Annotated in this window: 18 protein-coding genes; 9 read left to right on the forward strand and 9 right to left on the reverse strand. The window is 70.8% G+C overall.

Annotated elements, in window-relative coordinates; genetic code table 11:
* Window positions 1-68 precede the first annotated feature (68 nt).
* Window positions 69-719, forward strand: a complete 651-nt coding sequence (locus ACZ55U_RS28135) for a hypothetical protein (RefSeq protein WP_465530297.1) — start codon at window positions 69-71, stop codon at window positions 717-719.
* Here the strand turns inward: ACZ55U_RS28135 and ACZ55U_RS28140 are convergent.
* Both ACZ55U_RS28140 and ACZ55U_RS28145 read right to left on the reverse strand, forming a co-directional pair.
* On the reverse strand, window positions 716-1,204 hold the full coding sequence (locus ACZ55U_RS28140) for a GNAT family N-acetyltransferase (protein ID WP_465530299.1): 489 nt from the start codon (window positions 1,202-1,204) through the stop codon (window positions 716-718). The genes ACZ55U_RS28135 and ACZ55U_RS28140 overlap by 4 nt on opposite strands.
* 93 nt (window positions 1,205-1,297) lie before the next feature.
* Entirely contained in the window at window positions 1,298-2,113 is an 816-nt protein-coding gene (locus tag ACZ55U_RS28145) for a TetR/AcrR family transcriptional regulator (RefSeq protein ID WP_465530301.1), read from the reverse strand.
* A 119-nt stretch (window positions 2,114-2,232) separates the two neighbouring features.
* Between ACZ55U_RS28145 and ACZ55U_RS28150 the strand changes: the two genes are divergently transcribed.
* Window positions 2,233-2,952, forward strand: coding sequence for an NAD(P)-dependent oxidoreductase (locus ACZ55U_RS28150; RefSeq protein WP_465530303.1), 720 nt, complete (start codon window positions 2,233-2,235; stop codon window positions 2,950-2,952).
* Between the two features lie 163 nt (window positions 2,953-3,115).
* Here the strand turns inward: ACZ55U_RS28150 and ACZ55U_RS28155 are convergent, their stop codons facing one another.
* Both ACZ55U_RS28155 and ACZ55U_RS28160 read right to left on the reverse strand, forming a co-directional pair.
* Complete coding sequence (locus ACZ55U_RS28155; RefSeq protein WP_465530305.1) at window positions 3,116-4,702, reverse strand: AMP-binding protein; 1,587 nt, start codon at window positions 4,700-4,702, stop codon at window positions 3,116-3,118.
* A gap of 164 nt (window positions 4,703-4,866) precedes the next feature.
* Entirely contained in the window at window positions 4,867-5,382 is a 516-nt protein-coding gene (locus tag ACZ55U_RS28160) for a hypothetical protein (RefSeq protein WP_465530307.1), read from the reverse strand.
* Between the two features lie 134 nt (window positions 5,383-5,516).
* On the opposite strand from ACZ55U_RS28160, the gene ACZ55U_RS28165 reads away from it, so the two are divergent.
* Together ACZ55U_RS28165 and ACZ55U_RS28170 are read left to right on the forward strand one after the other, a co-directional pair.
* On the forward strand, window positions 5,517-6,209 hold the full coding sequence (locus tag ACZ55U_RS28165; RefSeq protein WP_465530309.1) for an alpha/beta fold hydrolase: 693 nt from the start codon (window positions 5,517-5,519) through the stop codon (window positions 6,207-6,209).
* A gap of 98 nt (window positions 6,210-6,307) precedes the next feature.
* Window positions 6,308-7,543, forward strand: coding sequence for a hypothetical protein (locus ACZ55U_RS28170; RefSeq protein ID WP_465530311.1), 1,236 nt, complete (start codon window positions 6,308-6,310; stop codon window positions 7,541-7,543).
* Between the two features lie 96 nt (window positions 7,544-7,639).
* On the opposite strand, the gene ACZ55U_RS28175 is transcribed toward ACZ55U_RS28170, so the two are convergent.
* Window positions 7,640-8,203 carry a hypothetical protein gene (locus ACZ55U_RS28175; RefSeq protein WP_465530313.1) on the reverse strand — a complete coding sequence of 188 codons (564 nt, stop codon included), beginning with the start codon at window positions 8,201-8,203 and terminating at the stop codon, window positions 7,640-7,642.
* A gap of 26 nt (window positions 8,204-8,229) precedes the next feature.
* A complete protein-coding gene (locus ACZ55U_RS28180; protein ID WP_465530315.1) occupies window positions 8,230-8,667 on the reverse strand; it encodes an ATP-binding protein in 438 nt (145 codons plus the stop codon).
* 155 nt (window positions 8,668-8,822) lie between these two features.
* On the opposite strand from ACZ55U_RS28180, the gene ACZ55U_RS28185 reads away from it, so the two are divergent.
* From ACZ55U_RS28185 to ACZ55U_RS28195, 3 genes are read left to right on the forward strand one after another with little or no spacing between them, the layout of a single operon-like run.
* Window positions 8,823-9,770, forward strand: a complete 948-nt coding sequence (locus ACZ55U_RS28185) for a helix-turn-helix domain-containing protein (protein WP_465530317.1) — start codon at window positions 8,823-8,825, stop codon at window positions 9,768-9,770.
* On the forward strand, window positions 9,727-9,864 hold the full coding sequence (locus tag ACZ55U_RS28190) for a DUF397 domain-containing protein (protein ID WP_465530333.1): 138 nt from the start codon (window positions 9,727-9,729) through the stop codon (window positions 9,862-9,864). The genes ACZ55U_RS28185 and ACZ55U_RS28190 overlap by 44 nt, the downstream gene beginning before the upstream one ends.
* A 20-nt stretch (window positions 9,865-9,884) precedes the next feature.
* Window positions 9,885-10,079 (forward strand): DUF397 domain-containing protein, encoded by a 195-nt coding sequence (locus ACZ55U_RS28195; protein ID WP_465530319.1) that lies wholly within the window; start codon window positions 9,885-9,887, stop codon window positions 10,077-10,079.
* Window positions 10,080-10,140: 61 nt separating this feature from the next.
* On the opposite strand, the gene ACZ55U_RS28200 is transcribed toward ACZ55U_RS28195, so the two are convergent.
* The 3 genes from ACZ55U_RS28200 to ACZ55U_RS28210 are packed head-to-tail and all read right to left on the reverse strand — an operon-like array spanning window position 10,141 to window position 11,735.
* On the reverse strand, window positions 10,141-10,992 hold the full coding sequence (locus ACZ55U_RS28200; RefSeq protein ID WP_465530321.1) for a helix-turn-helix domain-containing protein: 852 nt from the start codon (window positions 10,990-10,992) through the stop codon (window positions 10,141-10,143).
* Window positions 10,993-10,996: 4 nt separating this feature from the next.
* Window positions 10,997-11,497: a DUF6879 family protein gene (locus ACZ55U_RS28205; protein ID WP_465530323.1), complete on the reverse strand. Its 501-nt coding sequence runs from the start codon at window positions 11,495-11,497 to the stop codon at window positions 10,997-10,999.
* The gene (locus ACZ55U_RS28210; protein ID WP_465530325.1) at window positions 11,466-11,735 is read right to left on the reverse strand and encodes a hypothetical protein; all 270 of its coding nucleotides are present in this window, start codon (window positions 11,733-11,735) and stop codon (window positions 11,466-11,468) included. The genes ACZ55U_RS28205 and ACZ55U_RS28210 overlap by 32 nt, the downstream gene beginning before the upstream one ends.
* Before the next feature lie 212 nt (window positions 11,736-11,947).
* Here ACZ55U_RS28210 and ACZ55U_RS28215 point away from each other — a divergent pair, with 212 nt between their 5' ends.
* Window positions 11,948-12,331: an ASCH domain-containing protein gene (locus ACZ55U_RS28215; protein ID WP_465530327.1), complete on the forward strand. Its 384-nt coding sequence runs from the start codon at window positions 11,948-11,950 to the stop codon at window positions 12,329-12,331.
* A partial coding sequence (locus ACZ55U_RS28220; protein WP_465530329.1) for an arsenate reductase/protein-tyrosine-phosphatase family protein occupies window positions 12,324-12,739 on the forward strand: 416 nt, incomplete at its 3' end. The genes ACZ55U_RS28215 and ACZ55U_RS28220, both read left to right, overlap by 8 nt.

The raw sequence follows: 12,739 nt of genomic DNA on the forward strand, positions 1-12,739 counted from the left end.
GAGGAGCGGTACCTAGGCGTCCGAATCCCCAAGGCGTCGTCCGCCGCCGCCGGGAGGGGTTTCGGATCGTGGGGATCGTGCTGTGGGCCGTCGTCGGCGTGCTGTTCGCACTGCTGCCGCTCGTGCACTGGCTGCTGCGCGCCAGGTCGGCGCCGCTGCGGGCCTCCGTGGCCGCCGCGCTGGCGCTCTGGCTGGCGCTGGCACTCGTGGTGGCGTTCGACCAGCTTCAGTTGCAGGCCGAGGGCGAGCTGTACCTGCTGTACACGCCGCTCGCCGAACTGCTCGTCCTGGCCGGCCTCTGGCTGGACCGGCGGATCGCCGGCCCGCACACCGATCGCCCGGCCGGCTGGGCCCGGGTGGCGGGCACCGCCTTCCGCGTCCAGCTGGTCCTCGTCCTCACCCTGACCCCGCCGGCGGTGCTCGTGGCCTTCCACGAGGCGACCCTCCCGGCCGCGAAGACGGTGCCGAAGCCGCCGCCCGGCTACACCGTCCTGCGCTCGGGCGAGGACTGCGGCAACGGCTCCGGCGCCAACTGCTGGCGCACGCTCTACCTGGCGGGCCCGCCCGACGTGCCGACGGAGGAGGCCGCCGACCGGCTCGGGCCCCGCCGGCGGTGCGAGGCGAACGGCTGGCTGCTCGACCGCCGCGAGCTGTGCACCGAGGTGAGCACCGACGGCGCCACGATCGTCTACCGCGTCCTCCTCGGCGGCGATCTCTAGGCGATCTCCCGAGCCCCGACCGGAAGCGCCACCACGATCTCCTCGTCCTCGAAGTCCCCGGTCGGCCGGAAGCCGAACGAGCTGTAGAGGCGGCCGGCGGGGGCGTTGTCCGGGTGGTACGAGAGGCGGATCTCCCGGCACTCCGGCAGCGCGGACAGCCGCTCGATCACGGCGGCCAGGGCGGCGCGGCCCACACCGCCGCCCTGTTCGGCCGCGTCCACCACCATGCCGCCGATCCAGTGGGTGCCGTCCTCGTCGTCGTACGCCCACATGACGTGGCCCACGATGTCGTCACCGGCGCGGACGCCGAGGGACGTCCACACCCCGCCGCGCTGGGAGAGCAGGAGGTAGCGCGCCGCGAGCGCGGCCACGAACCGGCGCTGCGCGTCGGCCGGCGCGACATCGGCGACGTCGCGCCAGTTGTCCTCGGTGATGTCTTCGAGCGAGACGGCCCGGCCCCGGCGGTCGGTGATCTGCTGCGTCATGCGTTCCCCACGTCCGTGCTGGTCAGAGGGGGCGAGGTTAGCCGGGCGGCGGGCGTCCGGGTAGCGGTTTTTCCGGTGGCTACCGGGGCGCGGCTACTGGGGCGCCCGCCCGGATGCCGGGGCGTCGAGGCCCAAGGACCGGACCAGCTGGGTGAGTTCGGCGCGGAAGAGCTTGTCGGGCGAGAGGGTCTGGGTGCCCAGGTGGCCGTAGACCTCCAGCGCGACCAGGCCGTGCAGGTGCCCCCAGATCCGCAGGGCCAGGGCCACCCCGGCCGGGGGGAGTGCGGGGAACGCCGGGCGGACCTTGTCGAGCAGGCCGGGATCGAAGTCGTCCCAGTCGAAGCCGTCCTCGATGCCGTCGTCGTGGGTGCGCTCGGCGCGGGGCCAGGCGGCGTCCGCCAGCGCGGCGATGCCGACGCAGACCCGGCGGGCCGCGTCGGGTGCGGCGCCGCCCTCCGGGGCGCGGTAGCCGGGGACGGGGTCGCCGTAGATCAGCCGGAAGCCCTCGGGGTTGGCCAGCGCCCAGTCGCGGAAGGCGTGCGCCCAGGCCCGGATCCGCTGCGCCGGGGCGGCTGGTGCCTGCGGCGTCTGAGGCGCCCCCGGCGTCTGCGATGTCTCCGGCGTCCCCGGCGTCCCCGGCGTCTGCGATGCGGAGGCGGCCCAGGCGGCGTCGACGGCGTCGGCGAGCGCGGTGTAGACGTCCACGATGAGGGCGGTGACCAGGTCGTCCCGGGTGGCGAAGTAGCCGTAGATGGCGTTGGCGGTCATGCCCATCTCGCGGGCGATCGCCCGCAGGGTGATCGCGTCCGGGCCGCCGGTGCCCATCAACTCCAGTGCGGTGCGCTTGATTTCGGCGGTCGTCTCGGCGCGCAGCCGCTCGCGTCGTCCGGTGCTCGGGGTGCCTGCCACGGGATGACTCTACAGCGTCACCATGGTGATTGCCGTGAAGAAACTTCACACCGTATAGTTTCGGCACGGCGTGAGGCGGGAGGGTTCGGCCTGCACGCCGTCCAACGGAACGACCACGCATGACCAAGGGGAGAACCATGCACATCGGCGTCATCGGAGCCACCGGAACCATCGGCAGTCGGGTCGTCACCGAGGCCCTCGGACGCGGACACCGCGTCACGGCGTTCAGCCGGGACGCCACCGCCGTCACCGACCGGCGGGAGAACCTCGCCTGGGCGAGCCTCGACGTCCTGGACGCCGGGAGCGTCGCCGCCGCCCTGCCCGGCCTGGACGTCCTGATCAGCGGCTTCCAGCCCGGGAACGCGGCCAAGGACTTCGAGGACACGGTGCGCAGGTCCATCGCGGACCCGACCGTCTACGCCACCGCCGCCCGGACGCTGCTCAAGGCCCTGGAGAGCCACCCGCGCACCCGGCTGATCGTCATCGGCGGCGCCGGCAGCCTGGAGATCGAGCCGGGCGTCGTCCGCGCCGACCACGACGAACTCCTCCACGCCCTGCTCGACGAACTCGGCCTGCCGCGCGAGTACGCCGCCGCCGTGCGCGGCCACCGCGACGCGCTGGACGTGCTGCGCGCCTCGAACCGGCTCTGGACCTACTTCAGCCCCGCCGAACAGATCGGCCCCGGCGAGCGCACGGGCCGCTTCCGCCTCGGCGGCGACCAGGTCGTCCTGGACGCCGACGGCCGCAGCCGGATCTCGGCGGAGGACGCCGCGGTCGCCCTGATCGACGAGGCCGAACTGCCCCGCTTCGTCCAACGCCGCTTCACCATCGGCTACTGATCGGCCACTGACCACCAGGCGCCCGGGCGGGGGACGGAACGGGGTGGCGGCCCTCAGCGCCGCCACCCCGTTGGCTTCTCGGCACCGTGGCCGGGTTTCATTGAGGCAAACCCCACGATGGGGTGAAGTCCGCGGCCCCCACCGGAGTCTGCGGCGGCCGGGCTCAGCCGGTGGCGAGTTCGCGCAGGAGCTTCTTGTCCGGCTTGCCGACGGGCGTCAACGGGATCTCGTCCACCAGGTGCAGCACCTCGGGGGCGAAGATCCGGCCCTTGCGCTCGGTCACGAAGGTCCGGAGTTCCTCCAGCACGGGCCGCTGCCCGGCGGCGGGGACGACGGCGACGTGGACGTGCTCGACCGCCTGGTCGTCGCGGACCCCGAAGACCGCGCAGCGGGCGACGGCGGGGTGGGTGACGAGGAGGTCCTCCACCTCGGAGGGGTAGACGTGCCCGCCGACCACGATGATCAGGTCCTTGGCCCGGTCGGCGAGGTAGAGGTAGCCGTCCTCGTCGAAGTAGCCGATGTCGCCGGTGTTCAGCCAGCCGTCGTGCAGGACGGCGGCGGTGAGGTCGGGCCGCTTCCAGTACCCGGCCATGATGCCGCCGGAGTGCAGGTGGATCTCGCCCTGTTCGCCGGTCGGCAGGTCGGCGCCCTCGGGGGAGCGGATCGCCACCCCGACGCCCGGGGCGGGCCGGCCGACCGAGACCTGGCCGCCCGGCCCGATCCGGTCGTGCTCCTGCGGGGTGAGCACGGAGACCAGCTGCGCCTCCGACATCCCGTAGATCCCGTACAGGACGGGCCCGAAGACCTTGAGCGCCTCGCGGATCCGGGTCGGCGAGGAGGCGCTGCCCCCGTACAGGAGGTGCCGCACGCTGGACAGGTCGGTGCGGCTGATCGCCGGGTGGTCGAGCAACTGGTGGAGCAGCGGGGGCAGCAGCCAGAGGTCGGTGATGCGCTCGCGCTCGATGGCGGCCAGGACGGCGCCGGGCTCGAAGGAGCGCTGGAGGACCACCGTGCCGCCGCGGTAGAGGGCCAGGTCGGCGAGGATGCCGGCGAGGTGGGCGAGCGGGGTGGCGGCGAGGAGGCGGGGCACGCCGTCGTGGGTGGGGTCGCTGCCGATCGGCGCCTCGAAGACGTGCCGGTGGGGCCCGTGGAGGCTGAGGATGCCCTTCGGGATGCCGGTGGTGCCGCCGGTGTGGCGGATGGTCAGGTCGTCCTCCGGTCCGATCCGGACGTCGGGCGGTTCGGCGGGGCGGTGGGCGGAGGCGGCGAGGGCGTCCTCGCCGATGGCCCCGGGGGTGCCGGCGGCCGGGCCGGGCCCGAGGGTGAGGACGGTCGGGACGTCGATCAGCGGGAGCAACTCGGGGGCCTGGGCGAACCGTTCGGCGTCCACGAGCAGCACGGTGGTGTCGACGCTCGCCGTGATCTCGGCGAGGACCGGGGTGCTCATGCCGTCGTACAGGTTGACCACCCGCGCGCCGGCGAGGCCCGCCGCGTACCGGGCGCTCAGGGCTTCGGGGGTGTTGCCGGTCAGCAGGGTCACGGTGGTGCCGCGGGCGGCGCCCCGGGCGATCAGCTCGTGGGCGAGGCGGTAGGTGGCGTCGGCGAAGTCGCCGGCGGTGATCGCGACGCCGTCGGCGGTGACGATGGCCCGTCGGCCGGGGTCGGATGCGAGGGACTTGAGGACCAGCGCGGGGCCGCTGACGAACTCGGGCTCCTGGTCGGTCACTTCGTCCTTGTAGTTTGCAACCATGACCACAGCGTAACTCCGCGGCTACGTCCGTGCCGGGCGTGGCCGTCGGGCATTTGGCGCGAACCTTTCGGTGTCGGCGAATTTGTGACGACGGATCAGGAAGGTGCCGCCGCGCGCCGCCCCGTTCGGGTGAACGGCGTGCGGGGGTTCGGAGCGGCCCCCGCTCAGAAAGCCGTCGGGGGCCGGAGGGCGAGGTCGGTGGCGGTGGCCCAGTGCTCGGCGGCGGCGGTGACGATCACGTAGCCCGGCTGGGAGGGCAGCCGGGGGATCAGGGCGCTGCGGCAGCCGTGGCTCTGCTGGACCTCGACGGGGACGGGCACGCCGTGCAGCAGCACCCGGCCCGGAGTGGGCGGGCCGTCGAGCGGGGCGATCTGGGTGCGCAGGTCGAGGCGGTCCGAATTGGCCAGGAACGTGGAGAGTTGGGACTGCGGGGTGGTGAGGGAGCCCACCCGGTGGCCGGCCGGGACGGGGCGCGAGGTCTGGACGACGGCCACGAGCTCGCCGTCCAGGTGGTAGTTGAGGTCGAGGTGGCAGAGGTAGCCGTCCGAGGCCAGCCGCCCCAGCAGGAAGAACCACCCGCGCGGGGCCTCGCGGATCGCGGCGATCTGCTCGCCCCACTCCTCGGCGGTCTCGCGGTGGGTCGGTATGCGCAGGCCGCGTGGGCGGGTGTCGCGGAACAAGGGCTTCCCCCAACGAGCGGTGGACGGATGATCGTTGGGATGAGTATGCGGGGTTCGACCGGCGGTTCGGGCCCGGATCGGTCGGTAGGCTCGGCTGTGGTGCGGGAGTGACCGATTCCGGAGGGGGACTGATCATGGCGACGTACGTTCTGATCCATGCCGCGGCCGTGGACGCCTGGTACTGGGGGCCGTTGGCGGCCGAGCTGCGGGAGCGGGGCCACGAGGTGGTGGCACCGGACCTGCCGTGCGACGACGCCTCGGCCGGGCTTGCCGAGTACGTGGACGCGGTGGTGGCGGCGGTCGGCGAGCGGACCGGTCAACTCGTCGTCGTCGCCCACTCGTTCGGTGGATTCACCGGCACGCTGGTGTGCGAGCGGCTGCCGGTGGACCTGCTGGTCATGCTCCAGGCCCAGGTGCCGGCCCCCGGGGAGTCGCCGGGCGCGTGGTGGGAGAACACCGGCTACTGGCCGCAGCGGCGGGAGGCCGACCGCGCCAGGGGCGTGGCGGAGGGCGTGGAGGAGGACGTGCGCTCCCTGGTCGTGCACGACACTCCGGCCGCCCTGGTCGAGGAGTTCCTCGCGGAGCACCAGCGGCAGCAGGCGCCGACGCCGTTCGGGACGCCGTGGCCGCTGACCGCCTGGCCCGAGGTGCCGACCAGGTGCCTGCTGTCCGCCGACGACCGGTTCTTCCCGGCCGCGTTCCTGCGGCGGCACGTCGAGGAGCGGCTCGGCTTCCGGCCGGACGAGATGCCCGGCGACCACTGCCCGATGCTGGGACACCCGAAGGAGCTGGCCGAGCGGCTGGAGGCGTACCGGGCCGAGGTGTAGGCGAGGTGTGCCGCACGGGAAGTCGGCGGGGCCGACTTCCCGTGCGCGACGGCCGCCCGACTACCCTCGGCCCGAACAGCCACCGGAGGGGGCGGGCGATGGACGACCGGATTCACCTGATCAGCGACGGCGACGGACTCACGGTGCTCGGCAGCCGGAGGGCCGTCGAGTGGTTCCTCGCCGCCGAGGGGCTGTGGTCGCGGTCGAAGGACCTCGGCCTCCGGGGGCTCGGGTCCCAGGGGCTCGGACCCCTGCTCCGCGCCGGGGCCGGAGTCGCCCACGGGCTCGCCGGGATCGCCGCCGAATCGGGCCGCTGGCTGCGGCTGACCGAGGAATCCGCCCGGCTCGTCCAGAAGTTCGGGCTGATGGAGAGCGGGACACCCGGTGTCGACTACGCGATGATCGGGACGCCGGGCTCGATCCGGTCATGGCTCCGGGTCGAGGGCGGGCCCGGCTCGCTCCTGGGCAACCCGGCGGTCCTCTCCGGAGCCGCGGGGATCATGGCGCAACTCGCGTTGCAGCACGAGATGGGTGAGATCAGGGGCTATCTCGCGACGATCGACACGAAGGTCGACGCGGTGCTCCGCGCCCAGCGGGACGCCGAGGTGGGGAAGGTGGTCGGAGCGCGCCTCGACCTCGGCCGCGCCATGATGACGCTTGAACTGGAAGGACAGGTGGACGACGACACGTGGTCGACCGTGCGGGGCAGGGCCCAGACGATCTCGGACGGCCTGGGGTGGGTGCTGTGCCGACTCGACGCACTCGCGACGAAAGCGAAGAGCACGACCAGGATCGGTGATCTCGCGAAGATGGCCGAGGAAGTGGACTATCAGGTCCGGGACTTGATGTCCGTCGCGGCTCACTGCTTCGAACTTCAGGACGCGCTCGACGTGCTGCGGCTCGCGCGGGTGCGGGAGAGGACGCCGCGCAGACTGGACGCGCGTCGGCTCGTGCTGAAGGAGGACCGGCGGGAGAATCGAGAACTCGTCTCGCAGAAGCTCTGGCAGCTGATGGCAGACCTGGATGCCGCTGCCGCCACGGCCGGATCCCACGTGCTGCTGCACCCGTCGGCGCACCGGGCCGTGGTGAACCGGATCAACCGGATCGGCATCGCCGTTGACGACTTCCACCGCCCACTCGGACTCGAGTTCGGTAGACCTCCGTTGACGGCGACACGGTGGCGGGACGCGGCGCGGGAGCTGCCGCAGCTGAGGAACGCGGCCGCGGAGGCGGGCCGCAAGGCGGTCAAGGGAGCCGTGGGTGTGGCGGTCGTGGGTGCCGTGGTTCTGGCAGGCCGCGCCGTGGCCGGTGACGAAGACGGTGAAGAGGACTGAGCGAGCGCCGACCGTCAGCCGGGTGGGCTCTCCGGTGCTGCCGTTCGGCACTCGGGCGTGGGAAGTCGGCGGGGCCGACTTCCGGTGCGTCGGGAGTCAGGTGTGGGTGGCCTGGGTGCGGCAGTGGGTGAGGGCTGTCTTGATGCGGGTGTCGGGGTTGGGGGTGGCGGCGGCGAGGAGTTCGCCGGCGGTGGTGAGGCTGCTCCAGTAGGTGGTGGGGTCACCGGTGCGGGGGAGGGGCCGGGCCGCGGCGAGGGAGAGGTAGGCGGTGGTGATCTTGCCGGTGGTGATCCAGCGCTGGAGGCCGTGCTGGTGACCCGGGCGGATGCCGCCCATGGCGTCGATGGCCGCCAGGAGGAGGGCGACGATGGCGTGACCGGTCGCGTCGAGTTCCTTGGGGACGTCGAAGACGCCCAGGGCTTCCAGGAGTTCGCCGGTGTCGCTCTCGGTGTCGGGGCGCGGGTTGGCGAGCAGGGCGTCGTGGCAGTCCGCCAGGCGCCGGGCGGTCTCGGCCGGGGGGATGTCGAGGGCGAGGCAGACGGCCTCGGCGCAGGGCACGGGCTTGTGGCCGAGCCGGGCGAGGAGGGCGTAGGTGGCGGCCGGGGTGGCGCCACGGGACAGGGTCTGGCGGGCGAGGATGGTGAGCGAGGGCTGGTTCATGGGGGCTCGGGCTTCCGTTCGGGCGTTCAGACGGTGACGAGGGCGGGTCCGGTGGTGGGGGCGATGACGGCCCAGACGAGTTTGCCGATGCCGCCGGGCCTGGGCGTGCAGCCCCAACGTTCGGCGAGTTGGTTGACGAGCTGGAGGCCGCGTCCGTGTTCGTCGTCGGCCGTGGGGGTGTGGAGGGTCGGGGGGGTGGCGTCGGAGTCGTGGACTTCCAGGCGCAGGCGGTCGTGGACGAGGGCGAAGCGGATCTCGATGGGGTGGTCCTCGGTGGCGTCGGAGTGCTGGACGGCGTTGGCGAACAGCTCGCAGAGCAGGAGTTCGGCGGTGTCGGAGTAGCGCTCCCCGGCCGGGAGGCCGGAGAGGTAGGCGCGGAGCAAGTATCGGGCCAGCGGGGCGGATTCGGGGCGGGAGTCGAGACGAGCGACGAAAGTGCGGGGGCGGCGGCGGGTGGTGATCATGGGGGACCTCGGGGGCGTAAGGGGGCGTGCGGGGGAGCGCGCGTTTCACGCTGTGCAAGCAGATCACTGCGTTCCGGTACCAATGATCGGCTGCTGGGGCTACGGTGAAGCCCGGTTCCACGTGTTGAGCACGTGAAGCACAGCGAGGAGCGGTGATGGCACAACGAAGGATCAAGCGCGGCCCGACGGCGAGTTCCGCGAAGTTGTTCGGCGAAGAGGTGCGATACGCACGGGAGTTCGCCGGATTCACGCAGGAGGAACTCGCGAAGCTGATGCACATGGACCGGACGGTCCTCTCGCGGATCGAGAACGGCCGCCGGAAGCCTCTGATCGAGGAAATGGAGCTGTTCGAGCAGCTGTTGAACACCGGCGGGCTGTTGATGCGGTTGTACAGCCGGGTGGACTGGAGCGCCGCGATCGAGTACCCGGACTGGTTCACTGACCACGTGGATCTAGAGGCCGTCTCCGTTGGGGTGCGGGTGTACCAGGTCGGCGTGGTGCATGGCCTGTTGCAGTGCGAGCCGTACATGCGGGCGCTCTTCGCCACCGGAGAGGCCGCTGACGACCCGGAGGCGATCGAAGCGCTGACTGCGGCGCGACTCAGCCGACAGCCTCGCTTTCTCGTGCCGAACGGTCCACTCCTGGTCGTCGTTCAAGACGAAAGCACCATCCGTACGGTCTTCGGCGGTCCCAGTGTGATGAGAAGGCAGATGGAGCACCTGCTGCGGGTGTCCCAGCTTTCGAACGTCGTCATTCAGGTAATGCCGTTCTCGCAGCGACGGACTGCCATCGACACGTCAATGGTGTTGCTGGAGCTGCCGGATGGCCAGCGATCGGTGTACTCGGAGAGCCTCGACAGGGGGTACTTGAGCGATGATCCGGCGGTCGTGGCCAAGCATCACCGTCGCTATGATCGGCTCCGTGGCGAATGCCTGTCGGAGAGCGACTCGCTTCGGCTGATCGCCGATTTGCTGGAGGAATTCAAGGATGATGAGCGGCGAGTTCGCCACGGCCGCTTGGCGGAAGAGCAGCTACAGCGGTACCAACGGCGGCGACTGCATCGAAGTAGCCCCCGGATTCCCCGGCCTCGTTCCGGTGCGTGACTCCAAGGACCCGCACGGCCCGGCCCTCGTCTTCCCCGACTCCGCATGGGGCGCCTTCATCGAGGCCATCCGAGCCGGCGACCTGCCCGCATAGAACTCCCCGAGGAGCTACGTGTGTTGACCTGGCGGAAGAGCAGCTACAGCGGGGACAACGGCGGCAACTGCATCGAGGTAGCCCCCGGATTCCCCGGCCTCGTTCCGGTGCGTGACTCCAAGGACCCGCACGGCCCGGCCCTCGTCTTCCCCGACTCCGCGTGGGGCGCCTTCATCGAGGCCATCCGAGCCGGCGACCTCCCGATCGAGGGCTGATCCACCCCTCGACCGTCTCGACTGAGGGCCCCTGACCTGCGAAGCAGCAGGCCAGGGGCCCTCAGCCCCTCTGAAGACGGCCGCGAGCCGCCTCGATCTCGTCCCTGGCGGCCACACCGAACACGGCTTGGTCCCGCAGAGCAGCGAAGGCACGGGCGAAGTACGAGATGTTCTCGGGCCTGGACGTCTGGAACGCCCCTGACCAGAACTCCTGCTTCAGCAAGCTGTCGTCAAACAGGTAGAAGCCCTCGCCGGGATAGAGAGACCGCGGCCGGCCCTGCGGGATGATCCCGATGGACACGTACGGGAGCCTCGACACCTCCAGGAGGTGGTCGAGTTGCCCGTTCATCACCTCAGCGCCACCCGTGTTGTTGGTCAGCGCCGAGGCTTCCAGGAGGAACAAGAACATCGGCGCCCCGGTGCCGAGAAACCGCTTTCGGGCCATGCGGTTCTGCGCCGCTTCCTCGACGTCGTCCAGTGGGAGGCGGTGCAGCCTGGCATGGATGGTGAACTGCGCTTTGGCGTACTCGACCGTCTGGAGGAAGCCGGGGATGAACAGCGACTCGTACACGCGGAGCAGCTTGGTCTTCGCGTACAAGTCCATGGCGTGGAACTGGAGACGCTTCATCCCCGGTCGGTGCCACCGCTTGTAGTCGGTCCACATCTGCTCGATCTCACGACTCATCGCGATGAGTTCGGGAGCCTGTCCCTCGACGGCGCAGGCCGTCGCCCACCTCCGGATGTCTTCCTCGGTCGGGATCTGCCTCCCGTGCTCGATCTTCGAGACCTTGGTCTTGTGCCAGCCGCAGCGCCTCGCGAGTTCGACGCCCGAGAGGCGGGCATCCCGGCGCAGTTCCTTGAGGTGAGTCCCGAGGGCAAGCCTTGCGGACTCGGTCGGTTCCTGGTCGGACATGGCGTTACGGCTTGTACTCACCATTGGGGGTGCCGAGCGACCACGCCTGCTCGAACGCCTCGTTGCAGAACCGGATCACGTCCGGATCCGTCGAGAGCTGGATGTCGGCCTGCCGGCTGTCTCCCCCGATGAGGTTGAAGATCACCAGGTCCTCCCGGAGCAGGCAGTCGTTCCCCGGCAACGGCAGCGCCGATACGAGACGGCGGGGAAGCCACCGCAGACGTTCCGTGGGGTCGGCCAGCTCGACCGCCATCCGCTGGTAGTCCGAGAGCGGTTCGGAGACGACCCGCACGCGCCGGTAAGGAAATCCGGCAGCGGCCTTCCCGGCCAGGAACGCACGATGCCCTCGCATCGTCTCCTCGACCGCCTCACGGTCGCCTGATCGCCATGCCTCGAACAGCGGACGGTCCACCTCGTAGAAGTCCCGCAGTTCGAGCTTCCGAACCTCTTGGGCCGGCTCACCGAACAGCAGCTCAAGTCGGCGTGCTGCCGAGATCGATTCCATAGCGCTCCTTGACGTACTTCCGCACGAACACATCCATGGTCCGCCCGGACATCTCCCCGAACGTCTCGTCGTCGGCCAGCGCGACGAGCTGATCCCGAACCTTCGGTCCGCATTTCTTGAGCTGCACGATCCAGGAGTCACGGTCGGTCTCATAGAACGTCTCGCACTCGACGCCGCCTTGCGAGTCGGGGTCCGTGCAGAAGAACGTAGCGGTCAAGTCGCCGCTGTGTTGCCGCATGGTGCTCCTCCAGGATCGGGCCGTGTCACTCCTGACCGTCGCCTCACGAGATCCCATGGTCGAGCACTCGACACCACTGAGGCCACTCACGGGCGAACTTCCAGCAACTGCAGGAAACTTCGTCGAATGCTGCTGGTCGAAGGTCCTACGGTCGACCCCGCGACCCCCAGTACCTCTACCGGTCCTACACCACAACCGCATTGGAATCCCTGATGACCTCCCGCCAGCCTGCCGGGCACCAGTCCCAGGCGCACGGCCGCCCCCGCAGCATCCAGATCTACAAGCAGTACTTCGACCTGATCGCCGACGGCTCCAAGACCGTCGAAGTCCGCGTCGCCTACGCCTCCATGAAACGCATCAGGGTCGGGGACCTGCTCAACTTCACCTGTCGTGGCGAGGAGTGTCTGACCCGGGTCGTGCGCATCGGCACGTACCGGACCTTCAAGGAGATGTTCGGCACCGAGGACGTCGCCTCCGTCAACCCGCACGCGAGCGAGGCCGAGCAACTGCGCGCCATCCAGGCGATCTTCCCGCCCGAGAAGGAGGCCCTCGGGGTGATCACGTTCGAGATCGAGCGGGTGAACTCCGGTGGGTGAGCGCCGGCGGCGGGTCCTGGTGGTCTGCAAGGGCAACCACTGCCGTTCCCCGATCGCCGCCCTCATCCTCGCGGAGCGCTCCCGGGGCGCGCTCGACGTCCGTTCCGCCGGCACCCGCGACTGGCACGTGGGCAAGCCCGCGCACCCGCTGATGATCGAGGCCGCCGCCGCCTTCGGCTACGACCTGACCGGCCACCGCGGCCGGCTCCTGGACGGGGAACTCCTCGACTGGGCCGACGACCTGGTCGCGGTCGACGACGGAACCGCTCTCGCCGTCGAAGTCGCGGCCGGCCCCCACCGGCCGGTGAGGCTCCTAGGGCCTGTTTCAGAAGTGGATCAAGGTCGTGAGATGATCACGTTCCATGGCTCGGGGAGATCTGACGGACGCCCAATGGGCGGTGCTGGAAC

It is taken from the genome of Kitasatospora sp. NPDC034533, assembly GCF_055575155.1.